The sequence below is a fragment of the Nonomuraea sp. NPDC050451 genome (genome assembly GCF_044458585.1).
The window spans coordinates 43285-67267 of the sequence record NZ_JBITHZ010000007.1; the positions used below are offsets into that span (position 1 = coordinate 43285).

General features: G+C 71.3%; 22 protein-coding genes and 1 pseudogene. 11 read left to right on the forward strand and 12 right to left on the reverse strand.

The genetic code is table 11. The features are described from left to right. Positions 1–107 precede the first annotated feature (107 nt). The 5 genes from ACIBI9_RS23195 to ACIBI9_RS23215 form a co-directional block, all read right to left on the reverse strand. Positions 108–1124 (reverse strand): LacI family DNA-binding transcriptional regulator, encoded by a 1017-nt coding sequence (locus ACIBI9_RS23195; protein ID WP_397224238.1) that lies wholly within the window; start codon positions 1122–1124, stop codon positions 108–110. A gap of 37 nt (positions 1125–1161) precedes the next feature. Next, a complete protein-coding gene (locus ACIBI9_RS23200; RefSeq protein ID WP_397224239.1) occupies positions 1162–1971 on the reverse strand; it encodes a carbohydrate ABC transporter permease in 810 nt (269 codons plus the stop codon). After that, complete coding sequence (locus ACIBI9_RS23205) at positions 1968–2900, reverse strand: carbohydrate ABC transporter permease (protein ID WP_397224240.1); 933 nt, start codon at positions 2898–2900, stop codon at positions 1968–1970. The genes ACIBI9_RS23200 and ACIBI9_RS23205 overlap by 4 nt, the downstream gene beginning before the upstream one ends. Before the next feature lies 1 nt (position 2901). Next, positions 2902–4131 (reverse strand): ABC transporter substrate-binding protein, encoded by a 1230-nt coding sequence (locus ACIBI9_RS23210; protein ID WP_397224241.1) that lies wholly within the window; start codon positions 4129–4131, stop codon positions 2902–2904. 239 nt (positions 4132–4370) lie between these two features. Continuing rightward, the gene (locus ACIBI9_RS23215; RefSeq protein WP_397224242.1) at positions 4371–5516 is read right to left on the reverse strand and encodes an FAD-dependent oxidoreductase; all 1146 of its coding nucleotides are present in this window, start codon (positions 5514–5516) and stop codon (positions 4371–4373) included. 20 nt (positions 5517–5536) lie between these two features. On the opposite strand from ACIBI9_RS23215, the gene ACIBI9_RS23220 reads away from it, so the two are divergent. Then, on the forward strand, positions 5537–6037 hold the full coding sequence (locus ACIBI9_RS23220; RefSeq protein WP_397224243.1) for a TetR/AcrR family transcriptional regulator: 501 nt from the start codon (positions 5537–5539) through the stop codon (positions 6035–6037). Positions 6038–6209: 172 nt separating this feature from the next. After that, the gene (locus ACIBI9_RS23225; protein WP_185069135.1) at positions 6210–6416 is read left to right on the forward strand and encodes a cold-shock protein; all 207 of its coding nucleotides are present in this window, start codon (positions 6210–6212) and stop codon (positions 6414–6416) included. A 49-nt stretch (positions 6417–6465) separates the two neighbouring features. On the opposite strand, the gene ACIBI9_RS23230 is transcribed toward ACIBI9_RS23225, so the two are convergent. The 4 genes from ACIBI9_RS23230 to ACIBI9_RS23245 all read right to left on the reverse strand — a co-directional run bounded on the left by ACIBI9_RS23230 (position 6466) and on the right by ACIBI9_RS23245 (position 12960). Beyond that, the gene (locus ACIBI9_RS23230; protein ID WP_397224244.1) at positions 6466–7605 is read right to left on the reverse strand and encodes an alpha/beta hydrolase family protein; all 1140 of its coding nucleotides are present in this window, start codon (positions 7603–7605) and stop codon (positions 6466–6468) included. 74 nt (positions 7606–7679) lie between these two features. Continuing rightward, positions 7680–9530 carry a hypothetical protein gene (locus tag ACIBI9_RS23235; RefSeq protein ID WP_397224245.1) on the reverse strand — a complete coding sequence of 617 codons (1851 nt, stop codon included), beginning with the start codon at positions 9528–9530 and terminating at the stop codon, positions 7680–7682. Positions 9531–9601: 71 nt separating this feature from the next. Next, positions 9602–11377, reverse strand: a complete 1776-nt coding sequence (locus ACIBI9_RS23240; RefSeq protein WP_397224246.1) for an ABC transporter ATP-binding protein — start codon at positions 11375–11377, stop codon at positions 9602–9604. A gap of 161 nt (positions 11378–11538) precedes the next feature. Continuing rightward, on the reverse strand, positions 11539–12960 hold the full coding sequence (locus tag ACIBI9_RS23245) for a hypothetical protein (protein WP_397224247.1): 1422 nt from the start codon (positions 12958–12960) through the stop codon (positions 11539–11541). Between the two features lie 133 nt (positions 12961–13093). Here ACIBI9_RS23245 and ACIBI9_RS23250 point away from each other — a divergent pair, with 133 nt between their 5' ends. Further along, positions 13094–13759, forward strand: a complete 666-nt coding sequence (locus tag ACIBI9_RS23250) for a sensor domain-containing protein (protein ID WP_397224248.1) — start codon at positions 13094–13096, stop codon at positions 13757–13759. An 86-nt stretch (positions 13760–13845) separates the two neighbouring features. Further along, positions 13846–14829 carry an aldo/keto reductase gene (locus ACIBI9_RS23255; protein ID WP_397224249.1) on the forward strand — a complete coding sequence of 328 codons (984 nt, stop codon included), beginning with the start codon at positions 13846–13848 and terminating at the stop codon, positions 14827–14829. A gap of 30 nt (positions 14830–14859) precedes the next feature. On the opposite strand, the gene ACIBI9_RS23260 is transcribed toward ACIBI9_RS23255, so the two are convergent. Together ACIBI9_RS23260 and ACIBI9_RS23265 are read right to left on the reverse strand one after the other, a co-directional pair. After that, a complete protein-coding gene (locus ACIBI9_RS23260) occupies positions 14860–15285 on the reverse strand; it encodes a hypothetical protein (RefSeq protein WP_397224723.1) in 426 nt (141 codons plus the stop codon). Positions 15286–15356: 71 nt separating this feature from the next. Then, a pseudogene (locus ACIBI9_RS23265) lies at positions 15357–15680 on the reverse strand (Glu/Leu/Phe/Val dehydrogenase dimerization domain-containing protein); the annotation flags it as partial. Positions 15681–15984: 304 nt separating this feature from the next. Between ACIBI9_RS23265 and pqqA the strand changes: the two are divergent. The 7 genes from pqqA to ACIBI9_RS23300 all read left to right on the forward strand — a co-directional run bounded on the left by pqqA (position 15985) and on the right by ACIBI9_RS23300 (position 22139). Then, on the forward strand, positions 15985–16140 hold the full coding sequence (pqqA, locus tag ACIBI9_RS23270; RefSeq protein ID WP_225963807.1) for a pyrroloquinoline quinone precursor peptide PqqA: 156 nt from the start codon (positions 15985–15987) through the stop codon (positions 16138–16140). Between the two features lie 12 nt (positions 16141–16152). Beyond that, positions 16153–16962 (forward strand): pyrroloquinoline quinone biosynthesis protein PqqB, encoded by an 810-nt coding sequence (gene pqqB, locus ACIBI9_RS23275; RefSeq protein ID WP_397224250.1) that lies wholly within the window; start codon positions 16153–16155, stop codon positions 16960–16962. Beyond that, positions 16959–17630 (forward strand): pyrroloquinoline-quinone synthase PqqC, encoded by a 672-nt coding sequence (pqqC, locus tag ACIBI9_RS23280; RefSeq protein WP_397224251.1) that lies wholly within the window; start codon positions 16959–16961, stop codon positions 17628–17630. The genes pqqB and pqqC overlap by 4 nt, the downstream gene beginning before the upstream one ends. Continuing rightward, positions 17627–17866 (forward strand): pyrroloquinoline quinone biosynthesis peptide chaperone PqqD, encoded by a 240-nt coding sequence (gene pqqD, locus ACIBI9_RS23285; RefSeq protein ID WP_397224252.1) that lies wholly within the window; start codon positions 17627–17629, stop codon positions 17864–17866. Before pqqC ends, pqqD begins: the two co-directional genes overlap by 4 nt. Next, positions 17863–18915: a pyrroloquinoline quinone biosynthesis protein PqqE gene (gene pqqE / locus ACIBI9_RS23290; protein WP_397224253.1), complete on the forward strand. Its 1053-nt coding sequence runs from the start codon at positions 17863–17865 to the stop codon at positions 18913–18915. Before pqqD ends, pqqE begins: the two co-directional genes overlap by 4 nt. Positions 18916–19007: 92 nt before the next feature. Beyond that, positions 19008–19280 carry a hypothetical protein gene (locus ACIBI9_RS23295; protein WP_397224254.1) on the forward strand — a complete coding sequence of 91 codons (273 nt, stop codon included), beginning with the start codon at positions 19008–19010 and terminating at the stop codon, positions 19278–19280. 36 nt (positions 19281–19316) lie between these two features. After that, positions 19317–22139, forward strand: a complete 2823-nt coding sequence (locus tag ACIBI9_RS23300; protein ID WP_397224255.1) for an AfsR/SARP family transcriptional regulator — start codon at positions 19317–19319, stop codon at positions 22137–22139. On the opposite strand, the gene ACIBI9_RS23305 is transcribed toward ACIBI9_RS23300, so the two are convergent. Next, positions 22107–23972 (reverse strand): BTAD domain-containing putative transcriptional regulator, encoded by a 1866-nt coding sequence (locus ACIBI9_RS23305; protein ID WP_397224256.1) that lies wholly within the window; start codon positions 23970–23972, stop codon positions 22107–22109. The genes ACIBI9_RS23300 and ACIBI9_RS23305 overlap by 33 nt on opposite strands. Between the last annotated feature and the right edge of the window lie 11 nt (positions 23973–23983).

Below are 23983 nucleotides of genomic sequence, written 5' to 3' on the forward strand. Positions count from 1 at the left end.
ATGCTCGCTCCTGCCGCGCAATGTCCTGTTATGAATATCTATTCAGTAACGACTGGACATTAATCACGCTACGGAGGAGCGCGCAATCATGTCAATGGCAGCCGGCTTCACGCCCCGCCGGTGGACTCGCGGGCCACGACCGTGAAGCGGCTGACGAACTCGCGCGCCACCTCCCGCTTCTTGCCCTTCTCCGTGATCCGCTTGACGAGGAACCGGACGGCCGTGCCGGCCATCAGCGAGTGGTCGGGGTCGATCGACGACAGGGAGGGCACGGTGTAGGCGCCTTCGGCGATGTTGTCGAAGCCGATGACCTTCACCTGGTCGGGCACGCGTACCCCCCGGTCGGCCAGGCCGCGCAGCACGCCGATCGCCACCGTGTCGGTCACGCAGAACACGCCGTCGAAGTCCACTCCGCCGTCCACCAGGCGCCGGGCCGCGGCGGCCCCGCCTTCCATCGTGAACTGCGTGGTCGGGGCCACGAGCCGCGGGTCCAAGGGGACGCCGGCCTCATCGTGCGCCTCGCGGTAGCCGGTGTAGCGCAGGCTGGAGACGTTGACCTCCTCGCCCTGGGCGCCGCCGTCGACGAGCGCGATGCGGCGGCAGCCCCGCTCGATCAGGTGGGCGGTGGCGGCGCGGGCGCCCTCGACGTTGGGCATGGCGACGTGGTCCACGGGCCCGTCGAAGATGCGCTCCCCCAGGATGACGATGGGGTAGTCGACCTTGAGCAGGTCGGTGTCGGTCGGCCCGAGCCCGACGGTGCTGAGGATGAGCCCGTCGTAGAGGCGGTTGCGGGACAGGGCGAGCGCGTCCAGCTCGCCCTCGCGCGAGGCGCCGGTCTGCTCGATGGCCACCTTGAGGTTGTGCCGGGCCGCCGCCGTGATGATCTCGGCCGCGAGCTGCCCGAAGTAGGGCCGGTCCACCTCGGGTACGGCGAGCCCGATCGTGCCGGTCCGCCCGGTACGGAGGTTGCGCGCCGCCACGTTGACCCGGTAGTCGAGCTCGTTGATGGCCTGCAGCACGCGCGCCCGCGTCTCGGCCTTGACATGAGGGTGGTCGTTGAGCACGTGGGACACCGTCATTGCGGACACGCCCGCGGCCCTGGCCACGTCCTGGATCGTCACCATTCCTGGATCACCCGCACGGCCCGCATCCTCTCACGCGTCAACCCTTGACGCTCCCCCGCAGCAGCCCGTTGACGATGTGCCGCTGCATCGCGACGAAGAAGATCACAACGGGGGTCAGCACGATCACGCTGAGCGTCATGAACGCCGGCCAGTCCACCGAGTACTGCCCGACCGCCTTGTAGACCTGCAGGACCAGGGTCTGCTTGTCGGGCGAGCTGATGAACACGTTCGGGGTGATGAAGTCGTTCCAGATCCACATGGTCTGGAACACGCCGACCGTGATCAGGATCGGCCGGATCAGCGGCAGCACGATCCGCCAGTAGATCTGCCACGGGCCCGCGCCGTCGATGCGCGCCGCCTCGAAGATCGAGATCGGCAGTGACCGCAGGTAGCCCTGGATGAGGAAGTAGCAGAAGACCGAGCCGGCGGCGTACAGGAAGATGAGCCCCTCCAGGCTGTCGACCAGCCGCAGCTGCACGAGGATCCGGTAGACCGGGATCAGCGTGGCCTGCCCCGGCACCAGGAACGCGATCACGAGCAGCACGCCGGCCACCCGGTTGACCAGGGTTTTGCGCAGCAGCATCGCGTACGCCGCCATCGACCCGATGATCAGCATGACCACGATGGAGACGGCGGTGACGTACAGCGTGTTGAGGAAGGACTGCAGGATCGGCGTGTTCTCCAAGACCCGCACGTAGTTGTCGAGATACAGGCTCGACGGCAGGCCCAGCGGTGAGGCCGACGTCTGCGCCTGGGTCTTGAACGTGTTGACGACGATGTAGTAGAACGGCACGCCGACCACCGCGGCGGCCAGGATCATCGCGAAGCTGAGCAGCGGCCTTCTCATGACAGGCGCCCTTCGAGCCGGCTCGACAGGACCAGCTGGACGGCCACGATCGCGCCGACGACCAGCATGAAGACCACCGCCAGCGCCGAGGCCTGGCCGAACTTGGCCTGCGCGATGCCGCTCTGGATGATCGACTGGGTGATGGTGAACGTGGCGTAGCCGGGGCCGCCCTTGGTGAGGGTGTAGGGCAGGTCGTAGACCTTCAGGCCGCCGGTCATCAGCAGCAGCGAGCTGATGGTGACGGCCGGTGCGAGCAGCGGCAGCGTGATGGAGAAGAACGACTGGCGCGGCGAGGCGCCGTCCACCCGGGCGGCTTCGTAGTAGTCGTCGGGGATCGACTGCAGGTAGGCCAGATAGAGGATGGCGTGCCAGCCGGTGGAGGACCAGACGGCGACCATGATGACCGACAGCTGGGCGAGCGTGCTGTCGGACAGCCACGGCACCGGGCCCAGGTCTCCGAGCAGGCTGTTGATGGCGCCCGAGCCGAGCGGCGACAGGATGAACCCCCACACCAGGCCGAGGATCGCGATGCTGGGGATGGCGGGGAAGAAGAAGACGGCCCGCACCACGTTCCGGCCGAAGAAGCGCCGGTTGAGCAGCACGGCCAGCGGGATCGCCAGCACCGTGATGATGACGGTGGTGCCGATCGCGTACAGCAGCGTGAACCCCAGCCCGGCCAGCATGGACGGGTCGGCGAAGATCTTCCGGTAGTTCTCCAGCCCGACGAAGTTGACGTCCGTGGAGTAGCCGTTGAAGTCGGTGACGCTGAAGTAGAACGACTGGGCCAGCGGGATCGCGAACAGCACCGCGAACACGATCCCGATCGGCACCAGGAACGCCTGCAGCCGCAGCCCTTCCAGCTTCTTCGGCGAGGTGAGCCAGGACAGGGCGCCCGTCGCGGCGGGCGCCCTCGTGCCGAATGCCGTCATGTCAGCTCTGGCCCTTGAGCCGGTTGTCGAGCGCGGCGGCCACGTCGGCCGGCTGCTTCTGCCCCTGCACCATCAGCTGGAGCTGCGCGACCGCCTCGGTGTTGAGCGCGTCCTGCACCCTCGGCCAGGCGATCTGCGGCAGGTAGAAGGTGCCGTCCTTGAGCGCCTGCAGGTTGGGCTCGAGCACCTTGTCGATCTCGGGCGTGACGTCCGACGTGGTGGTCATGGCCGCCGTCTGCTTGTTGAACAGCGTCACGCCTTCCTTGCTGCCGAGGTAGGTCAGGAACGCCTCGGCCTCCTTCTCGTGCTCGGTCTTGGCGTTGATGGCGAAGCCGGGCGAGGCCGCGCCGGACCAGAACGGCTTGCCGTCGGGCGTCGGCACGCCGACGAAGGCCATGTTCATCTTCGGCGCCTTCTCCCGCAGCGTGGTCACGTCCCACGGGCCGGCGGAGATCATCGCGACGCGGCCGTTGGCGAACTCGTCCACGATCTGCGCGCCGGTCAGGCCCACGACGTCCTTGCTCATCACCCCGCTGGTGAACAGCTGGTTGAAGTTCGTCAGCGGCCCGAGCCACAGGTCCCCGAACTTCTTCTGGCCCGCGAAGATCTGCGCGTCCACGTCGCCGCCCTGGCGGGCGTTCTCGTGGCCGACCAGGGCCGCGACGGTGAGCGGCATGCCCGTCACCGAGTCGTAGTACGGCGTCGTGCCCGCCGCCTTGAGCTTCTGGCACAGCGCGATGAAGTCGGCCCACTTGGTGGGGAACTCGGTGACGCCCGCCTTGGCGAGGATGTCCTTGTTGTAGAGGATGCCGGCGGACCACGACGAGATCGACATGCCGTACGCCTTGCCGTCCTGGGAGTAGGTCGCGGTGTTGAACTTCGACATGTTCGCCATGTACGGCTTGCCGGTCAGGTCTTTGACGAAGCCGCCCTGGATGAGGTTGGTCTTGTTCTCGGCCGCGATCGCGAACACGTCGGCGGCGGTGCCCGAGACGAGCCGGGTCTGCAGCGTCGAGATGTACTCGGCCACGGGCGGGGCGTTGGAGAACTCGATCTCGATGGTGGGGTTCTGCTTCTCGAAGGCCTCGATGAGCGGTTTCATCGACTGCTCGTTGTCCCAGGAGAAGAACGTCAGCTTGGTCTTCCCGCCGCTTTCACCTCCCGAGCCGCATCCGGTCAGGGCCAGGACGGCAGCCGCCAGAATGGCAGTTGATCTTCTGAGCAGGGACATCGCGCACCTCTTTGGCACTCTTACCGTGGGGGGTCGGGCACGTCGGATCGTCGTCCGCGGGCGCCTGGATGGCAGCGCCCGCTGGGGGTTGTATCGATAAAAGATGTATCGACACAAATCGCAGCGTGTCAAGAGTGCGTTACCGATCGAGCAACAGGCCACGCCCACCTGAGTGAGCATCTGGCCACGCCCGGCGCCGACATGTAACGTTACGAACCCCAAGCCGGAGCCGGGCACTTCTAGGCGTGCCAGAGGGCGGCGAGCTGGCGGGTGGCCAGGCGGGAGGGGATGGCACGGAGGAGCGTGTCGCGTAGCCAGGCGGCGAGACCGGTCTGCGAGGTCAGCCGCGACTGCCGGGACGCCGCCCGCATCATGCGGTTGGCGCTGGGTCTGCGCTCGGCGTCGTAGCGCAGGACCCGCTCGGCGGCGTCGGCCGGCTCGGCGCCGGTCAGGTGGCGGCACAGTGCGGCCGCGTCCTCGAAGGCCTGGCTGGCGCCCTGGCCGAGGTCGGGGGGCATGGCGTGCGCGGCGTCGCCGAGGAGCGCGATCCGGCCGGCCGCGAACGAGGGCAGGGGTTCGGCCAGGCGGGTGATCGGGTCGACGTAGATGTCGCCGGGCGGGGTGGCCTCGATCAGCGCTGTGACGAGGGGGTGCCAGTCCGCCATCAGGGACAGCATCTGCCGGCGTGCCTCGCTCGCGTCCGGCGGCGTGCCGTGCGGGACGGAGTCGGTGAACCAGTACAGGCGGTCCTCGCCGACGGGGAACAGGCCGAACATCGCCCCGCTGCGGCGGTCGACCAGCTGGCTGGCGAGCAGGTCAGCGGCCAGGCCGGCAGGACGGGGCAGCATGCCGCGCAGGTCCATCCGGCCGGTGCGCCGCAGCCCGGGGTGGCCGGGGAAGAGCTGTGCGCGCAGCCTGCTGCCGATGCCGTCGGCCGCGATCACGGCGTCCGCTCTCGCGACGGGGCTGCCGTCGCTGATCACGGTCACCCCGGTGGGGTCGGGCTCCAGGCGCTCGACGGGGGTCGCGGTACGCACCAGGTCGCCGGGCAGCGGGTCGCGTAACGCCCGGTGCAGTTCGGCCCGGTCGATGATGACGGGCGCCTCGACCTCCTGCTGCGCCCGGGCCAGATCGGTGATCAGCAGCGGCCGCCCGCGCCAGTCGCGCAATCCCCCGAAGGTCGCGTGCATGACGTGCCCGCGAACGTCGTCAGCCAGCCCCACCGCGTCCAGCGCGCGAAGCCCGTTGAGCATGACCACGATCCCGGTGCCGGCCTCCCGGAGCTCGGCGCCCCGTTCAAAAAGGGTCACCTCATGGCCCAGGCGATGCAGCCCCACCGCGGCCGCCACTCCTCCGAGCCCGGCGCCGACCACGACGATCTTCATGAGACCTCCTCGCGGAGAAGGTGGCGGACCTCCCGCCAGGGACGGCCTCCAACTACTTCCGCAGCCGGGAAGCGCTGCTGGTGGCCGCCGCGGAGCGCATCGCCGAGCTGCATCACGCCGACACCGACCGGGCCATGGAGCGGCCCGCGACGCTGGCCGACCTGCTGACGGAGTCGCTGCTCACAGCGGCGACCACCCTGCGCGACCGCTATCGGGCGATCTTCGAGCTGCAGCTGGAGGCCGCACGCCGGCCGGCGCTCGCCTCGACGCTCGCGAGCCTGCAGGACACGGCGCTGCTGGTCACCGCCGGGCACCACGACCAGCTCGGCCTCACCATCCCGCGCGAGAGGATCCCCGCCATGATCGCGCTCTACGGGGGTGCGCTGTTCACCCTGGTCAGCGCGCCCCCGGGTACAATTGACAGAGAGGCCGTCCGGAACGTGGCGCAGGTCATCGTGTACGGCTGCACCGAGAAAAAGGGTCAATCCGGGGCAAAAATTATCGAGGGCGCCGACAAATAAGAAAACTTCGTCAGGCTGCACCGGAAACATGTGCTAGGGTGAGCCAAGTTGCAGTTGTGGTACCCATGAGACTTTGCGCGCCCGACGGAATACGATCTTCGGGCGCGTTTTTGGTTTGCCGGTCATTTCCGGATGGGTCATGTTTTCTGCACTTATCTATAAGGAGATCGGCATGGCAACCGGAACCGTGAAGTGGTTCAACTCTGAAAAGGGCTTCGGCTTCATCGCGCAGGACGGCGGCGGCGCCGACGTCTTCGCGCACTACTCCAACATCGTCTCCAACGGCGGCTACCGCGAGCTGAACGAGGGTCAGAAGGTTTCCTTCGACATCGTCCAGGGCCAGAAGGGCCCGCAGGCGGAGAACATCGTCCCCGCCTGACGCACCGAAAAACGGGCCCGCACCCAGGGGGGTGCGGGCCCGTTTTTTCTCAGGGATTCTGGAAGGCCACCTCCGGGTTGGCTGCGGACGGGCCGTCCAGCAGCGGCTGATGCTTGCCGCGTAGGTGCTGGTCGAAGAAGGCGCCCACGTAGGCCGTGGTGATCTCGCCCGACCGTTTGCCCGAGAGCGGGGCGGAGGGGTCGGTGACCCCCGCCTGCCCGCCGATGATCGGCAGGTCGATGAAGGTGAAGTGCCCGGAGTCGGCGACCGTCAGCCAGCGCTTCCAGCCGTCCAGCCGCTGCCAGGCCGGCGGCCAGCTCGTGTCGACGCCGTCGGGCGAGTGCTGGGCCTTGGTGCCGAGCATGAGGAAGGGCCGCTTGCCGAGGCCCGACTGCGGCACCGGCGCGAAGAACGAACCGTCCATGTCCACCCCGGCGCGGATGCGGCGGTCGGCGGCCATGGCGACGGCGGCGGCGTTGCCGCCCAGGGAGTGTCCGGCGGCGCCGATCCGCCTCGGGTCGATCATCTTCCAGCGCTTCCAGCGGGTCAGCTCGCCGGCCACGAAGGAGAGGTCGGTTCCTCGCCCTTCGGCGGCCTTGGCCATCAGTTTCTTCTCCGCCTCGTCGGAGGGGGCCCGCTCGATCGCCTCGCAGGCGACGCACGTCAGGGTACGGCCGCCGGGGAAGGTGGTCCCGTACGACTCGTAGGCGTGGTCCACGAGTGCGACGACGTACCCCTTGGACGCCAGTTCCTCGGCGAGCGTCGTCAGGGTGGCGCGGTTGAGCGTGAAGCCCGGCGAGAGCAGCACCAAGGGATGCCTGCCGCCGACCGGGCGGGCGCCGGCGCGGGCGTTCACGCGGACGCCGGCGAGCTGCTCGGCCTTGAACCTGGTGTCGAGCTTCAGCCCCTTGAGCAGGAGTCGGGCCTCGTCGACGGTCATGTACGGGACGGGGCCGCCGCCGGTGGAGGCGGGGTAGTACATCGACACCATCAGCTCCCGCCCGTCGGCGGCGGGCACCCACGGGTCGGGACGCTTCTTGTCGACGAGGTGCAGGGTGTCGCGCCCGACCGCGTACTGCCCGGTGGGGCGGGGTATGGAGAGAGCTTCCGCGGTGGCGGCGGCCGCGGAAGCCGGAAACATGGCGCCGAGCAGAGCGACGATTGCGGCCGCAAGACGGGATCTGGTCATGGGAGGAGCGTAAAAACAGCCCCTCTGTGGCTGACACTCCCGAAAGGCCCGTTCGCCCCCTTACTTTCGTCAACCTATCCGCTCGCGGCGCTCCGGTATTGGGCGGCGAGGGCGGTCGTCTGCTGCGCGGTGTACGGGTCGAAGGTGCGCAGCGCCCGGCTGTCCAGGCCGGCCAGCAGCTGGGCGGCCTGCGCGGGGTCGCCGTCGCGGCGGACGTACTCGTTGTCCTGGAAGCGGATCGACGGGCGGGCGGCGTCGAGCGCGGCGGTCCGGACGATCGCCGCCACGACGGGGTCATGACTCCCGGTCTCGGCCTGGCGGCGCTCGCGTACCCCTTCCAGCGCCTCGCCCGCCGAGGCGAGGGCGTCGCTGCCGCCGAGGGCGAACCACGCGCCCACCTCCGACGCGTGCAGCACCTCGGCGTCGCGCTCCTCCGCCACGCCCAGCGGGGGCGCGATGCGGACGCGCAGCGGCTCGCCGGTGACCACCCACTGCACGGGTTCGCCCGCCGGGTCACGGGCGGGGATGCCGAGGACCGGCGTGATGTCGTATTCGCCGGGTTCGGCGAAGGTGAAACCGGCCGAGCCGAAGGTGAGATTGACGTTGTTGCTGAGCGCCCCGCCGGGCGGGAGGGTGAGCTTGGCCGTGGAGTCCATGGCGGCCATGCACCGCTGGGCGATCGGGGTGAACGCGGTCACGTCCGCCGGCGGATCGCTGCGGCGGCGCACCAGGATCTCCAGCGGCCCGGCCTTCGGGTCGAGCACCCAGCGCTCCACCTCCAGGTCCGCCGCCGTGCGGTTCTCCAGGGTGACCTTGAGGAACACCGGCTGGCCGAAGGCGAAGACCGGCCCGGACTCGGGCGCGGCGAGCGCCAGCCGGTAGCCGTCGAACGGGATCTCGGGCGCGTACGGCGAGTGCCCGCCGCCCCCGTCGGCCCAGTAGCGAACGGAGTGGAAGGGCTCGCCCCCGGGGATCAGCGCCGTCAACGGCCCGTGGCGGAGGAACGTCAGCTCGTCGGCGTCGAAGGTGAACGCGAACTCCCGCCAGTAGTCCTGCTCGTGCCCGCCGCCCAGGTAGCGCCAGTCGTAGTTCATGAAGGAGGTCGAGTCGGCCCGGCCGACCACGCGCTCGAAGCGGTGCGCGAGGTTGAGCGCGTGCCCGAGCTCGTGGACGATGGTCCTGATGATCTTCTGATCCCTGGTCGCCCCCTGGAACCCGGCGGTGAAGACCGCCGCACCCTGCCGCTGGAGCAGCCCTTCGGCGTCGAACATCACCCCGGCCAGTCCGGGGATGGCCGCCCGCGACAGCAGGAGCAGATGCAGCTCCCACGCCCTGGCGCGCAGCGACGCGTCTCCCGTGATGAGCATGAGATCGCTCAGCATGGTGTAGAGCAGCGAGTCGTCCCACGCTCCGGCGATCCCGGCGGGGATGGGGCTCTGCCGCCCGACGTCCTTGACCGCGAACCCGGCACCCCGCAGGCAGCCGTTGATCGTGCGCTCCACGCCCTGGAAGATCACCGGGTTCGGCGCGGGGACGTTCTGCTCCAGCTCGATCTCCAGGCCGAGCTCGCGCAGCGCGTCGTCCTTGTGCTCGACGGGCACGACCACCTCGGTCCGGGTGGGCAGCCCGTTCAGCGGGGCGTCGAGGGTGAACGTGACCGACACGCCGTCGGTCTGTGCCTGGGCCAGGGCCAGCGACCCCGTCGTCTTGTTCGCGGGACCGGCCTGCCAGATCGCCGGCCACGTCCCGTCGTCGAGCGCGACCTTGGTGCCGGGCGCGGTGCGCGCCGACGCCAGGTACGCCTTCCGGCCGTCAGCCGCGACCTGGAACACGTCCGCGCTGATCACCCCCGAGCCGTCCGCGTCCACCCGCAGCGTGACCGAGATGCCGCCGCTCTGCCCCTCGTAGCGTCCGTCCCTGATCATGGGATCTCCTCGATGTCGAATGCACCGTTCCAACAATGAGGCACGGCACGCCGCGATGGCATGAGTAACCCCTACTCAACCGCCGCCTGGGCGATGGAGCGGTCGTCGTCCACCAGGAAGCCGCCGGACTGGTGGCGCCAGAGCCGGGCGTACGGACCTTCGGCCTGGAGCAGCTCGCCGTGGGAGCCCTGCTCCACGATGCAGCCCCGGTTGAGCACGACCAGCCGGTCCATGCGGACGACGGTGCTCAGGCGGTGTGCCACCACGAGCGCGGTGCGGTCGCGCATCAGGTGCCACAGGGCCTCCTGGACGAGGATCTCGCTCTCGGAGTCGAGGGCGCTGGTGGCCTCGTCCAGCAGCAGGATCGGGGCGTCGCGCAGGATGGCGCGCGCGAGGGCGAGGCGCTGCCGCTGGCCGCCGGAGAGCTTGACGCCGCGCTCGCCGACCAGGGTGTCGAAGCCGTCCGGCAGGGACTCGGCGAACTCCGTGACGTGCGCCGCCCGCGCCGCCGCGAGGATCTCGGCGTCGGTGGCGCCCGGCCGGGCGAACGCGATGTTGTCACGCACCGACCGGTGGAACATGGCGGGTTCCTGGGGGACGTACGCGATGAGGCTGCGCAGGTCGGCCTGGCGCAGCCGGGAGATGTCCTGGCCGCCGATCAGGATCCGGCCGGCGTCGACGTCCATGAGACGCAGCAGCAGCCGGGTGAGTGTGGTCTTGCCGCCGCCGGACTGGCCGACCAGTCCGATCTTGGTGCCGCTGGGGATGTCCAGGTCGAGACCCTCGAACAAGGGCGAGGCGCCGTCGTGCGCGAACCTCACGCGCTCGAAGCGGACGCCCGAGTCGGCCGGGCGCAGCGGCTGCGGGTCGGCGGGGTCCAGCACGGTCGGCGGCACGAGCAGGAGTTCGGTGAACTGGGCGGCCTCGGTGAGCACGCTCTCGATCCGCCGGTAGATCTGGTTGAACTCGAACATGATGCTGATCGTGTTGGAGTAGTAGGAGAACACCACCACGATGGCCTCCACGCCCAGACCGCCCCGCAGCGCCACGGCGAGCAGCAGGCCGATCGCGCTGGTGAGGACCGAGATCGGGGCGACCACCGTGTCCACCCGCAGGTTGCCGTAGTCCCAGGACCGCAGCGTCAGCCGCTGCTGCTCGGCGATCCTGGCCCGGTGTTCGGTGGCCTCGCGGTCCTCGGCGGCGAACGCGCGGACCGTCTCCATGTTGGCCAGCACGTCGGCGACGTGGCCGGACACCAGCACCTTGGCGGCCTCGCGCTCGTCGACCATTGCCTGGCGACGGCGGATCAGCGGGGCGACGAGCACGCCGGTGACGATGATGAGACCGACGAGAACGAGGACCAGCAGCGGGTGATACTGCCACAGCACCACCGAGGCGAAGACCAGCGGCACCAGCTTGGCCATGATCGAGAAGGTGAGCAGGTCGGCGAACTCCTCGAACCGGGAGGAGAACCCCAGCACCCGTTTGGTCAGCGAACCGGCGAAGTTGTTGTGGAAGAACGCGGCGTCCTTGGTCAGCAGCTCGTCCATGCCCACCACGCCGAGCCGTTCGATGCCGCGGGCGTCCGTGCGGTTGAGGAAGTGCAGCCCGATCCGCCACAGCACCTCCCCCGCCAGCAGCAGCGCGCCGAAGCCGAGCACGTACGGCAGGAGCGTGGCGACGGTGCCTTCCCCGCCCCCGGCCAGATGCCCCACCAGCCCGGCCACCGCCAGCGGCGCCAGGTAGAACAGGCAGATGTTGCCCAGCGCCGGCATCGTCAGGGCGGGCACCGCCACCCTCCGCTGGCGGAGCAGCTCCCCGCAGTAGTAGCGCAGTGCGAGCAGCACCGCCGACCTCCGCGCAGATGGAGCGCTTTGGGATTCCTGAAGTGATCCGAGCACAGCCATCCGCCCTCCCGAATGCAGACACCGCCTCGCTCATGCTGCCGTCCGGGGGTACGAGGGAGCGAACGATTTTCCGGCCGCCGCCCCCTCGTACGACGCGGGTTTTACTGGATTGCGCCGAATTGGGAGAGAAGGTTCTGGTACCAGGTTTCGTACGGGTGGTTGGTCGCCGGATAGTTGGCCGGCGGGCTGGTCGCGTCGCCGGTCGAGTCGAAGTCCCAGCCTCGTACGATCCGTCCCGCCTGCCGGGCCGCGGTGATGAACGAGGACTGCGTGGCGGGCGCGGCGTAGAACAGCGCGCCCTGCTGGAGCTCCGCGCTGTCGCCCTGCTGGAACTCGTCGAAGGCGACCTGCTGGTAGCGGATGCGGTCGCCGGTGTACCTGTCGGTGTCGATGCGCAGGGTCTGCGACGGGGTCGGGCCGTCGGCGCCGGTCCACACGCGCACGCGTGACGTGCCGCTGGCCGAGGTGGTCTTGTCGTAGCGGGCGTCGGAGGTCTTGGCGTTGCCGCTCCACGAGACCGTCATCGCGCCGGCGTCGAGCACGCCGTCCCAGTCCCAGTTCTGGCTGTTGCTCTGGCTTCGGTGGATCTCGCGCAGCCGGGTGCCCGCCGGATCGGTGAACCTGATCGTCGGCAGGACGCCGTCGTCGTACTTGCGGCTGGCCGACCAGGTGATCTCGCCGTCGGCGCCGAGGCGGCCCACGCGGTACCACAGCGTGGTCGCGGTCTGGGACTGGTGGACCTCGACCAGGTCGCCGTTGTCGTTCAGGGCGACGGCCGGCGTCACGCCGTTGTCGTACTTGCCGTGGCGCAGCCAGGTCACGCGGCCGTCGGCGCCGTACGTGCCGGACCAGTACCAGAGCGCGCCCGAACCCGAGTCGTGCACCTCCACGACCTGGCCGCGGCCGTTGATCGCGACGGCCGGGTTGGAGCCGACGTCGCGCTTGTACAGGGTGCGGGTCGTCCCGTTGCCGGAGATCAGGGGGAGCACCCGGCCGCGCAGCGCGTCCACCGTGGGCGAGGTCGCCGGGTAGTCCTTGGCCCAGAGCAGCCGCGGGCCGAAGGCGGAGACGAGCTCCTGGTTGAGCGCCGCGAGGTTGCCGGCGGCGTACGAGGTGTTGTCGGTCAGGTCGTCCTTGATGTCGAGGGCGACGACGATCGGGGCGGCGGTGGGATGCTGCGCGGACCAGGTGTTGATCACGTTGAGCCAGTCGCGCAGGAGGTTGGAGGAGGGGTTGCCGGTGTGGTCGACCTGGTTGCCCGGGGAGTCGTGGCCGATGGAGTAGTCGTTCGAGGTGGCGTAGCCGTTGTCGTGTATGTCGAGTTCGATGAAGCGGATGCCGTGGTCGAGCTGGTAGGCGATCGAGTTCCTGGCGCCGGCGACGTTGCCCGAGTAGCTGTTGTGCGTGGCGCGGAAGATCGCCGAGGGTAACGGCGGGTCCGCCTGCGCCTCGGCGGGTCCGCTGATCAGCAGCGCGGACGCGGCGAGGGAGAGCGCGGACAGGACGGTTCTTGATCGGAGCATGCTCTGATCATTACGTCGGGGATCTTTCCCGACAATACGGCTGCCGAGGCCGTTCAGGTAGGGCTGGCCCTACCACGTACACGCCCGTGCGCAGGGTCGATGCGTCATGGGCGCGGCTCGTAGCGTCTTCCCCATGAGAACCCTCCAGCGCCGTCTCGCCACCGACACCCGCTACACCCTGCTCGGCCTCCCGCTCTCCGTCGCCTCCTTCGCCACCACCGTGATCGGCGTCTCGGCGGGCCTGGGCAGCGCGGTCGCCTTCGTCGGCCTGCCGGTGCTGGCCGCGACCGCCGCCGCGGCCAGGCATCTCGCCGACCTCGAACGCGTCGCGCTCCCCGGCGTGCTCGGCCACCCCGTCGGTCGCCCGGCGTACGCGCCCGTCCCCGAGGGCACGGGCTGGTTCCGCCGCGTGATGAACCCGCTGACCAGCGGGCAGGCGATGATGGACCTGCTGCACGGGATCATCGCGCTGCCGTTCGCGCTGGCCGCCTTCATCCTCAGCGCCGTGTGGTGGGCCGGGGCCATCGCCGGCCTCACCTTCCCCATCTACGGCTGGGCCATCGCCCGGATCCCCGGCGCCCTCGAGAACGGGCTGCCCGAGTGGCTGGGGCTCACCGCCACCCCCACGACGTTCGTGCTCGTCACCACGGCGGTGGGCGCCCTGTTCGCGGTGACCCTGGTGCCGGTGGTCCGGACGGCCGCCCTGCTCAAGGCGAGCGTGGCGCAGACCCTGCTCACCCGCGCCGTCCACCCGGAGCCCGCCGTGACCCGCGAGCCGGCCTGGGTGATCGCGCGATAGCTCGTCGCACTGACGCGTCACGGGCATCGGCTCAAGGTCCCGTCCCACGTGGGTCATCCGATCCCGGCATGTGGTCAACTGGCGGCATGACCGCTGAGAGCTGGGACGGGACGGGGATGCGTGAGCTGGGCCGCACGGGGCTGCGGGTGACCCCCGTGGGGATCGGGCTGGCCGCGCTGGGCCGGCCGGCGTACATCACGCTCGGCCGGGAGGAGGACCTCGGCGGTGATCGCAGCGTCGACGCGATGCGGGCCCGGAGCTGGGCGGTCCTGGACGCGGCGCTGGCGGCCGGGGTGCGGTACTTCGACGTGGCCCGTTCCTACGGCCGGGCGGAGGAGTTCCTCGGCGGCTGGCTGCGCGAGCGCGGCATCACGCCAGGGACGGTGACCGTGGGATCGAAATGGGGGTACGCCTACGTCGGCGAGTGGCGGATGGACGCCGACCGGCACGAGGTGAAAGAGCTGTCCGCCGGCCAGTTGCGACGGCAGCTCGACGAGACCCGGGCGCTGCTGGGCGAGCACCTGTCGCTGTACCAGATCCACTCGGCCACCGTCGAGAGCGGTGTTTTCGACGACCAGGACGTCCTCGGCGGGTTGCGCGAGCTGCGCGCTTCCGGCGTGTCGGTCGGCCTGTCCACGACCGGCCCGCGCCAGGCGGACACCATCGACCGGGCGGTCGAGCTCGGCCTGTTCGACACGGTCCAGGCGACCTGGAACCTGCTCGAACCGTCCGCCGGCCCTGCCCTGGACCGGGCCCATCGCGCCGGGCTGGGAGTGATCGTCAAGGAGGGCGTGGCGAACGGCCGCCTGACCGCCCACGCCGCACCGGACGCGCTCGCCCGCGCCGCCCGGGAACGCGGCCTCACCCCGGATACTCTGGCCCTGGCCGCCGTCCTGGCCAGGCCGTGGGCCGGCGTGGTGCTGAGCGGGGCCGCGTCGGTGGAGCAGTTCCACAGCAATCTCGCCGCGGTCCACGTCGCCTGGGACCCGGAACTGGACGAACGGCTCGCCGTCCTGGCCGAGGACCCCGAGACCTACTGGGCGACCCGGGGCTCGCTGACCTGGCAGTGACCGCAGGCAGCCGGTCGGCCCTGCACGGGCTCACGTGACGGGTCGCGCGGCCTCGAGGCGGCGCCGGGCAAGCTCCTTCGCGGCCCGGGCGGGGGTCACGTTCCGGCGTCCGGCCTCGTGGAGCAGCTCGGTGACGGTGCGCTCGATGGCCTCGACGTGTACGCGGGCCTCCTCGGGGGTCTCGTGACGCAGCTCCACGGCGAGCGCGTTGATGACGCCGCCCGCGCTGACGACGTAGTCGGGCACCCAGACGATGCCGCGCTCGTGCAACAGGTCGGCGACGGGCTCGGCGGCGAGCTGGTTGTTCGCGGGCCCGGCGATGGCGGCGCAGCGCAGCTCCGGCACGACGTCCGCGGTGAGGATGCCGCCGAGCGCGGCCGGGACCAGGATGTCGGCCTCGGCGGTGAGGGCTTCGCGGGGCGAGGTCCAGGTGGCGCCGAGTTCGCCGGCCGGCAGAAGACATGGGCGGTACGTTCGCCGATGACCGCCATGTCCTCGGGACTCGTCCCGACGTCCGGACCGGTCGCGTACGTGCCGTCCAGGGACGCGACGGCGTCCGCCACGTCCTCCAGCACCCGGCGGCGCAACGCCGGATCCAGCTCGGTGCCCTCGGGCACAGCGACGACGGTCTTGCCGCCGCCGTTGGCCACCCCGGCCACGGCGCACTTGGCGGTCATGCCGGCCGACAGGCGCAGCGCGTCGGCGAGCCCGTCGCGCCAGTCGGCGTAGCGCCAGACGCGGCATCCGCCGACCGCTTGGCCGAGCGCCGTCGAGTGGACGGCGACGATCAACGGCAGCCCGGAGCGCGGGCCGGTGCGGATGGCGACGTGTTCGTGGTCGAGTTCGGGCACGGCTCCGGTCCTTCCGGTCGAGCGGCGTCAGAGGTCAAGCGTCCGCCATACGTAGGTGTGCCTGCCCTCCGCCCGAACGAACGGCCGGAAATCGGCGCGACTCCGCGAATGAGGCGAACTTCGTTTGGCGATCGGGCAGCTCCGCCGACCGATTGGCAAGACATCGGATGAACGATCCCGCCATACACACCCAGGCCCGGAAAGATTCCGGAAATCGGTGATATAGCTCCGATCTAAGGCATTGACGTCCGCCATCTCGCAGGGTCATATCGGTTGTAACACCCTACGGAAGGCAGGTACGCATATGTCCCAGCCGAAAGAGCAGGGCAAGAAGCAACCTCGCAGGATCCACGAGAAGAAGGTCAGGACCCGCGGCGAGGAGACGACCTGGCACAAGCCCGACTATCAGGTCGTCGAGGCATCGATGGAGATGACCGCGTACTTCCTGGCCACCCGGTAACCGGGCGACGCCATGCGACTGCAGGTGCTCGGCACCGCGGCCGGTGGCGGCGTGCCCCAGTGGAACTGCGCGTGCCCCGGCTGCTCCGGGGCGCGCGCCCATCCGGGCCGCCGCCGACGTCACGCCAGCCTGGCCGTCCAGCTCGACGACGGCGCCTACGTCGTCAACGCCACGCCCGACATCGCCGAGCAGGTCGAGTCGTGCGCGTGGCTGCGCCCGGGGCCTGGCCCCCGCGAGTCGCCGCTCAAGGGCGTGATCCTCACCGACGCCGAGCTCGACCACACGATCGGCCTGCTCAGGCTCAGGGAGGCCGACGCGCTGGAGGTGCGCTCCACCCCGGTCATACGGCACGCGCTGCGCCCCTTCGCCGAGCTCCTGCGTCCCTACCTCCAGCTGACCTGGGCCGACGCCGCCACCATTCCGGTGTCGGGCAAGCGGCCCCGGTACGCCGCCGGCTCCCCCGAGGCCACGGGCTGGGTGTCGGCGCTGCGCCTCGGACCGCTGGTGTACGCGCCCGCCATGGGCGTGTGGCCGGACGAGCTGGACGAGGCGTTCCTGCAGGCCGCGTGCGTGATCGTCGACGGCACGTTCTGGGACGACGAGGAGCCCCGCCGTACCGGGATCTCCGCCAGGACCGCCACCCAGATGGGGCACCTGCCGATCGAGGCGACCATGGAGCGGCTCTCCAAGCTGCCCGGCCGCCGCCTGTACACCCACCTCAACAACACCAACCCCCTCGTGGACCCGGCGGCCGAGCAGCACGAGGTGCTCGCCGAGCTGGGCATCGAGGTGGCCGCCGACGGGATGGTGATCGAGCTTTGAACGGCTTCGAGGCCGAGCTGCGCGCCGTAGCGGAGAAGCGTTACCACCACCTGCACCCGTTCAACCAGCGCATGCACGCGGGCGAGCTGACCCGGGACGAACTGCGGGGCTGGATACTCAACCGCTTCCACTACCAGCGGCACATCCCGGTCAAGGACGCGTTCATCCTGGCCAAGCTGACCACGCCCGAGCTGCGCAGGATGTGGTTGCGCAGGATCCAGGACCACGACGGCGCCGCGCCCGGCGAGGGCGGCATCGAGCGGTGGCTGCGCCTGGGCGAGGCGGCCGGGCTGGAGCGGTCGCTGCTGCTGTCGGGCGAGGGCGTGCTGCCCGGCGTGCGGCTGGCCGTCGACGGCTACGTGAACCTGTGCCGCAACGGCTCCGCGCTGGAGGCCGTCGCGGCGTCGCTGACCGAGCTGTTCGCCCCGGACCTCATGCGTACGAGGATCGCGGCCTTCGAACGGCACTACCAGTGCATAGATCCGGACGGACTGCGATATTTCCAGGTACGCATCTCCCAGGGCCGCCAGGACAGCGGCGAGGCCCTGGCCCTGGTGCTCGACTGGGCACGGACGCGCGCCGACCAGGAGAAGGCCGTCGCGGCGCTCGCCTACAAGTGCGATCTCCTGTGGTCCTTGCTCGACGCCGTGGACGGGGCGTACCGATGACCTGGCGCCCGGTGCTGTCCCGCTCGGCCATGCTCCGCCACGACCCCGTACGCGGGGCGGACCTGCTGATCGTGCCCGAGCGGATCGTCGTGCTCAACGCGGAGGCCGCGGCCATCGTCGCCCTGTGCGACGGCGCGCGGACCGTGGCGGACATCGTCGCCGAGCTGCCCGAGGGCGCGGAGTCCGACATCGTGGAGTTCCTCGAACGGGTCCGGGCCGAGGGCTGGCTCCGGTGAACGCCCCCTGGGCCATGCTGGCCGAGCTCACGCACGCGTGCCCGCTGCGCTGCCCGTACTGCTCGAACCCGACCGAGCTGGCGGCCCGGTCGAGCGAGCTGGGCACCGGCGAGTGGCGGCGGATATTCGGCGAGGCGGCGGCGCTGGGCGTCGTGCACGCGCACCTGTCCGGCGGCGAGCCGCTGCTGAGACGCGACCTGGCGGAGATCGTGGCGGCGGCCGACCGCGCGGGCGTCTACACGCAGCTGGTCACCAGCGGCGTCGGGCTGACCGAGCGCAGGACGGGCGAGCTCGCGGCGGCGGGGTTGCGCAGCGTGCAGCTGTCGGTCCAGTCGGCCACTGCGCAGGAGTCGGACCGGATCGCCGGGGTCGCGTCGTTCGGGAGAAAGGAGCGGGCCGCGGCGGCGGTGGTCGCGAGCGGGCTGCCGCTCGGGCTCAACGTGGTCCTGCACCGGGCCAACCTCGACGCCGTCGGCGAGATCATCGAGCTCGGGCTGGCGTGGGGCGTGGAGCGCATCGAGCTGGCCAACACCCAGTTCTACGGGTGGGGGCTGCTCAACCGGTCGGCGCTGCTGCCTACGAGGGAGCAGCTCGCCCGCGCCGAGGCCGTAGTCCAGAAATATCGGGAAAAGACGGATATTGAGCTGATCTGGGTGATCCCGGACTACTTCGACGGCGTGCCCAAACCCTGCATGGGCGGCTGGGGCGCGATCTCGATCACCGTCGCGCCCGACGGCCGCGTGCTGCCCTGCCCGGCGGCGTACGACCTGCCGCTGGACATTCCCAACGCCCGCGATCACTCGCTCGGCTGGATCTGGGAGCATTCGCCCGCCTTCAACGCCTACCGGGGCACCGGCTGGATGCGCGAGCCGTGCGCGAGCTGCCCGCGCAAGACGCTCGACTTCGGCGGCTGCCGCTGCCAGGCGTACGCGCTGACCGGCGACGCGGGCCGTACCGATCCGGCCTGCGGGCTCTCCCCCGACCACCACCTCGTCACGGAGCTGACGGCGGGCGGCACGTTCACCTACCGGCGGCCGGCGCGCCGGTAACGGCCGGCGTATGCGCGGCGTCAATCCCTCATGGACGACCGCGCCCTACGGTCGGCGTCATTCACCATTGCCGCCGACCCAGGAAGGCAGCCATGTTCCGCACCCCTTTCCGCCGAGGTCTCGCCGCCGCCGCGGCGGGCGACGCCGCGAGCATGAACAAGCTGAACGCCGACATCGGTGCCAAGGTGAAAGACCTCGTGGGAAAGGCCGAAGGCGACCTCGCGACGGCTTTGAACGGGATGGCCGACACCTTCACGGGCGCCCAGATCGACCCCTCCGGCAAGGACGCGGCCCTGGCCGAACTGCAGGAGGTGCGGACCAACATGAAGACCGCCCTGGACAAGGTCAACGCGATCTGCACCTGATAGCGGAGAAAGGGGTGACTTCTCCTGACCGAGCGGATGTGGTTCACGCTGCTGGGCCCGGTGCGCGTGCTGCGGGCGGAGCGCGAGGTCCGGCTGGGCGCGCCGCAGCAGCTTGCCTTCCTGGCCCTGCTGCTGGCCGCCGGCGGACAGCCGGTCGGCGTCGATGACCTGGTCGACGGGCTGTGGGGGCAGGACCCGCCGCCCACCGCGCTCAACGTGCTGCATCGGAACGTGGGGAAGCTGCGCCGGGCGCTGGAGCCGGGGCTGCCGGCGCGGGAGGCGGGCCGGTGGCTGCTGCCCGCGGCGGGGGGTTACCGGCTCGCGGTCGACGCGGCCAGCGCGGACCTCCTCCGGTTCCGGGAGCAGGTGGCCCGGGCCGGCGCGGCCGCCGCCGAGGACCGGCCCGCCGAAGCGGTGGACCACTACGTGCGGGCGCTGGGGTTGTGGCAGGGGGCCGTGGGCGCCGGGATCCCACCCGCCGTTCGGGCCCGGCCGGTCTTCGTCGCCCTGGACCGGGAGTACGCGGCGACGGTGGGCGTGGCCGCCAACTACGCGCTGGGCGTTGGCAGGCCCGCGCCGCTGCTGCCGGCCGTACGGGCGGCGGCCGAGCGGGAGCCGCTGGACGAGTTGCTGCAGGCCCGGCTGGTCCAGCTGCTGGCCGCGACCGGCCGCCACGGCGAGGCCCGCGACCTCTATCGCCAGGTCCGCGCCCGGCTGGCGGAGGATCTGGGCATCGGCCCCGGGCCCGAACTGACGGCCGCGGGCGAGGGCGTGCTGCGGAGTCCGGCCGCCGAGCCCGGAGCGCGGGCGAGCATGACCAGGCCCGCCCAGACCGGAGCCCGGGCGAGCATGACCAGGCCCGCCCAGTTGCCCGCCGATCCGCCGGTCTTCGAGGGGCGCCACGCGGAGCTGGCGCAGTTGCCGACGCCGGGAGAGGGCGCCGCGGAGGTCAGGGTCATCTGCGGCATGGGCGGCGTCGGCAAGACGACCCTGGCCGTGCGCTGGGCGCATCGGATCGCCCACCACTACGCCGATGGACAGCTGTTCCTGAACCTGCGCGGCTTCCACCCCAACGACCAGGCCATGAGCGCCGGTGAGGCGCTGAACGCGCTGCTGGCCGGCCTGGGCGTGGCCGCGGAGGAGGTCCCGGTCGCCGTGGAGGCGCGGGCCGCCCTGTTCCGTGACCGCGTCGCCGGACGGCGGATGCTCCTGCTCCTCGACAACGCCCGCGACGCCCGGCAGGTACGCCCGCTGCTGCCCGCGTCCCCCGGTTGCCTGGCCATCGTGACCAGCCGTAACCGGCTCGACGGGCTCGCCGATGCGCTAGTCCTGGAACCGCTGCCGGCCCGCGAAGCCGCCGACCTGCTGCGTACCCGGCTGGGCGCGGCGCGGGTGGAGGCGGAGCCGGACGCGACCGCCCGGATCCTGTCCCTGTGCGGCGGGCTGCCGCTCGCGCTGGTCGCGGTCGCCGCCCATGCTTTGACCCATCCGTCCTTCACGCTGACGTCCATCGCGGCCGAGCTGCACCAGGCACGCAGCAGCCTGGACGGCTTCGCCGGCTTCGACGCCACGGCTGCCCCGCAGGCGGTGTTCTCCTGGTCCTACCGCGCGCTCACCCCTGCGGCGGCCCGGCTGTTCCGCCTGCTGGGCACCGCGCGGGGACCCGACATCAGCGCGTCGGCCGCTGCCGGGCTGGCGGGCTTGCGCCTCTCCGGCGTGCGCCCGCTGCTGCTGGAGCTCACCGCCGCCCACCTGCTCACCGAGCACGTACCGGGCCGCTTCGCGTTCCACGACCTGATCCGCGCGTACGCCGCCGAGACGGCCGCCGAGGAGGAACCGGATCACGAGGTCACGGCCGCCCTGCACCGGCTTGTGGACCACTACCTCCGTACGGCCCACCGCTGCTCGGAGCTGATCAAACCGGGTCAGAACGCGATTGCCTTCCCCGAGCCGCAGGACGGCGTGACCCCGGATCGGATCGACGACACGATCCAGGCCCTGGCCTGGTTCGGCGCCGAGGAGGAGGCCGTCCTCGCCACCGTCGAGCACGCCACCCGGCTCGGGCTCGACCACCAGGTCGCGCATCTGGCCTGGTCGGCGCACACGTACCTGATCCTGATGCGCCCCGCGGAGCGCGTGCTGGGGCTGGCGCGGACCGCGGTGCGGGCCACGGAGCGGCTCGGCGACCCGCGCTTGCACGCCCACGCCCTGCACGCCCTGGCCTCGGCGTGCACGCGTGCCGGGCTGCCCGGCGAGGCGCACGACGCCTACCGGCGCGCTTTGAGCCTGTTCACCGAGCTGGGAGACGTGAAGGGACAGTCCGTCGCGCATCTCGAACTGACCCGCCTGCACGACCGGCAGGGCCGTTACCGTGAGGCGCTGCGCCACGCGCGGCGCTCCCTCGCGTTGTCCCGTCAGAAGGGGGCGACCCCGTTCGAGGAGGCCGGCGCCCTGAACGCGGTGGGCTGGGTGCTGATCCGGCTGGGCGAGCCGCGCGCGGGCCTGGCGTACAGCCGGCGGTCGCTGAGCCTGCAGACCAACGTGGTCGGCCAGAGCTTCGTCCTCTACACCATCGGCTGGGCGCATCACCTCCTGGGAGAGCACCGTGCGGCCATCGACAACTACCGCAGGTCCCTGGCGCTGGGCGACGGCCAGAGCTGGCACGGTCGTGATCACGACGCTCTGGTGCTGGAGCGGCTCGGCGACGCCTGGCACGCCGTCGGGGAGGTCGAGGCGGCCAGGTCGAGCTGGCGGGCCGCCCTGGAATGCCTCTACGACTCCCGGACCGAGGCCAGGGCGGCCCTCGCCGCCAAACTCGGCGGTGGATCAGCCCATGCGCAGGGCCGCCGGTCGCCGTGAGTGGAACCGCAGCAGCCGGCTCAACGCGGCGTCGCACTGTTCGACGCCTTCGCACGCCCAGGCCTGCCGCCTCGCGAACGCCTTGACCAGACCGTGGTACCGGTAGGTCCCGCCCGGCCCGGCCAGCAGCAGGTGGGCGTCGACCAGCGACTCCAGCAGCCGGTGGGCCCGCGGTCGCGGCAGGCCGAGCAGCGCCGCGACCGACTCCGCCGTCAGCTCGCCGTAGTCGGGCAGCGCGGCGAGCCGGAAGGCCGTGGCCTGCTGCGCGTCGAGCCGGCTCTGGGCCAGCAGCAAGGGCGCCTCGATCAGCGCGCAGCCGTCGTTCGCGCCCGCGGGCCGGTACAGGTCGTCCTCCAGGCGCATGCGGACCTGCCGTACCGTCCAGTGCGGCCTGGCCTGCAGCAGGTCCGCGGCCACGCGTACGGCCAGCGGCTGGTGCGAGCACAGATCGGCCAGCTCGACCGCGTCCTGCCGCTGCCCGAGGACCCGCCCGTGGCCGGCCAGCCGGGCCAGCAGCTCCAGCGCGTCCGCCGAGGACAGGGCGTCGAGCCCGATCCAGCGGGCCCCGGGCAGGTCGATCAGGTGCCGCCAGGTGGTGACGATCGCGGCGCAGCCGGGCGCCGCAGGCAGCAGGTGGCGTACCTGGTTCGCGTCGACGGCGTCGTCCAGCAGGATCAGCGCCCGCCGGTCGGCCAGCACGGTTCGCCACAGCGCCGCCCGCTCCTCCAGCCGGTCGGGCAGCCGATCCGCCGGCACGCCGAAGGAGCGCAGGAAGAAGCCCAGGACCGCGGCGGGGTCCGCCGGGCGACCGGCGGACGCTCCGAGATCCGCGTGGACCTGGCCGTCCGGGAAGCGGTCCCGCATCGCGTGCGCCGCCTGGACGGCCAGCGCGGTCTTCCCCACCCCGCCGAGCCCCGTGATCGCCACCACCGGCGTCCACCCGGCGGGACCGAACGTGTCGTGGACGGCGGCCAGCTCCGCCTCCCTGCCCACGAAGCCGGGTGGCGCGGCGGGCAGCTGGGCGGGCGGCCGCTCGGCCGCGACGGCCGGAGCCGGGCTCGGCGCCGACGGGGCGAGCCCGGGGTCCGCGCGCAGGATGCGCTGATGCAGCTCGCGCAGGCCGGCGCCGGGGTCGATGCCGAGCTCCGCGGCGAGCAACCGCCGCACCTCGCCATACGCGGCCAGCGCCTCCGCCTGCCGGCCCGACCGGTAGAGGGCGAGCATCTGCAGCTCGCGCAGCCGCTCGCGCATGGGCTCGGCGGCGACGGCCTCGGCCAGCTCCTCGCTGGCCTCGGCGTGCCGGCCGAGCTCCAGGTCGAGCGACAGCCGCTCCTCCAGCGCGGCGACCCTGCGCTGGACCAGGCGGGTCCGCTCCTGGTCGACGTAGTCGCCGCGGGCCCCGCCCAGCGGCGGGCCCTGCCACAGCCGCAGGGCGCCGCGCAGCAGGGCGGCCGCTTCGGCCACGCTCCCCCGAGCGCGTACGGCCTGCGCCTCACGCACCTGCCCGAGGAAGGTGTGCCAGTCCACGGACACCGTGCCGGCGGAAATGACGTAGCCGCAACCGGACGACCTGATCACCCGGTCGTCGTCCGCGGCGGACGACACGACGCGGCGCAGCCGGCACACGTAGGTACGCACGACGGCCCGCGCGCTCTCCGGCGACCGTTCCCCCCACAGCGCGTCCACAATCTCGTCCATCGACGCCGCCTCGCCCTCGCGCAACAGCAGGAAGGCGAGCAACGCCCGCTGCTGGGGCGCGCCGAGGTCGAGCTCCGCGTCACCGCGCCACCCCCGGACCGGCCCCATAAGGGCGAACCGCAACCCCGTCTTCATGATCGATCGTT

Coding starts and splice junctions, on each gene's coding strand:
- ACIBI9_RS23195 (WP_397224238.1), bottom strand. CDS start 1,124: ATGGTGACGATCCAGGACGTGGCCAGGGCCGCGGGCGTGTCCGCAATG.
- ACIBI9_RS23200 (WP_397224239.1), bottom strand. CDS start 1,971: ATGAGAAGGCCGCTGCTCAGCTTCGCGATGATCCTGGCCGCCGCGGTG.
- ACIBI9_RS23205 (WP_397224240.1), bottom strand. CDS start 2,900: ATGACGGCATTCGGCACGAGGGCGCCCGCCGCGACGGGCGCCCTGTCC.
- ACIBI9_RS23210 (WP_397224241.1), bottom strand. CDS start 4,131: ATGTCCCTGCTCAGAAGATCAACTGCCATTCTGGCGGCTGCCGTCCTG.
- ACIBI9_RS23215 (WP_397224242.1), bottom strand. CDS start 5,516: ATGAAGATCGTCGTGGTCGGCGCCGGGCTCGGAGGAGTGGCGGCCGCG.
- ACIBI9_RS23225 (WP_185069135.1), top strand. CDS start 6,210: ATGGCAACCGGAACCGTGAAGTGGTTCAACTCTGAAAAGGGCTTCGGC.
- ACIBI9_RS23230 (WP_397224244.1), bottom strand. CDS start 7,605: ATGACCAGATCCCGTCTTGCGGCCGCAATCGTCGCTCTGCTCGGCGCC.
- ACIBI9_RS23235 (WP_397224245.1), bottom strand. CDS start 9,530: ATGATCAGGGACGGACGCTACGAGGGGCAGAGCGGCGGCATCTCGGTC.
- ACIBI9_RS23245 (WP_397224247.1), bottom strand. CDS start 12,960: ATGCTCCGATCAAGAACCGTCCTGTCCGCGCTCTCCCTCGCCGCGTCC.
- ACIBI9_RS23250 (WP_397224248.1), top strand. CDS start 13,094: ATGAGAACCCTCCAGCGCCGTCTCGCCACCGACACCCGCTACACCCTG.
- ACIBI9_RS23255 (WP_397224249.1), top strand. CDS start 13,846: ATGACCGCTGAGAGCTGGGACGGGACGGGGATGCGTGAGCTGGGCCGC.
- pqqA (WP_225963807.1), top strand. CDS start 15,985: ATGTCCCAGCCGAAAGAGCAGGGCAAGAAGCAACCTCGCAGGATCCAC.
- pqqB (WP_397224250.1), top strand. CDS start 16,153: ATGCGACTGCAGGTGCTCGGCACCGCGGCCGGTGGCGGCGTGCCCCAG.
- pqqD (WP_397224252.1), top strand. CDS start 17,627: ATGACCTGGCGCCCGGTGCTGTCCCGCTCGGCCATGCTCCGCCACGAC.
- ACIBI9_RS23295 (WP_397224254.1), top strand. CDS start 19,008: ATGTTCCGCACCCCTTTCCGCCGAGGTCTCGCCGCCGCCGCGGCGGGC.
- ACIBI9_RS23300 (WP_397224255.1), top strand. CDS start 19,317: ATGTGGTTCACGCTGCTGGGCCCGGTGCGCGTGCTGCGGGCGGAGCGC.
- ACIBI9_RS23305 (WP_397224256.1), bottom strand. CDS start 23,972: ATGAAGACGGGGTTGCGGTTCGCCCTTATGGGGCCGGTCCGGGGGTGG.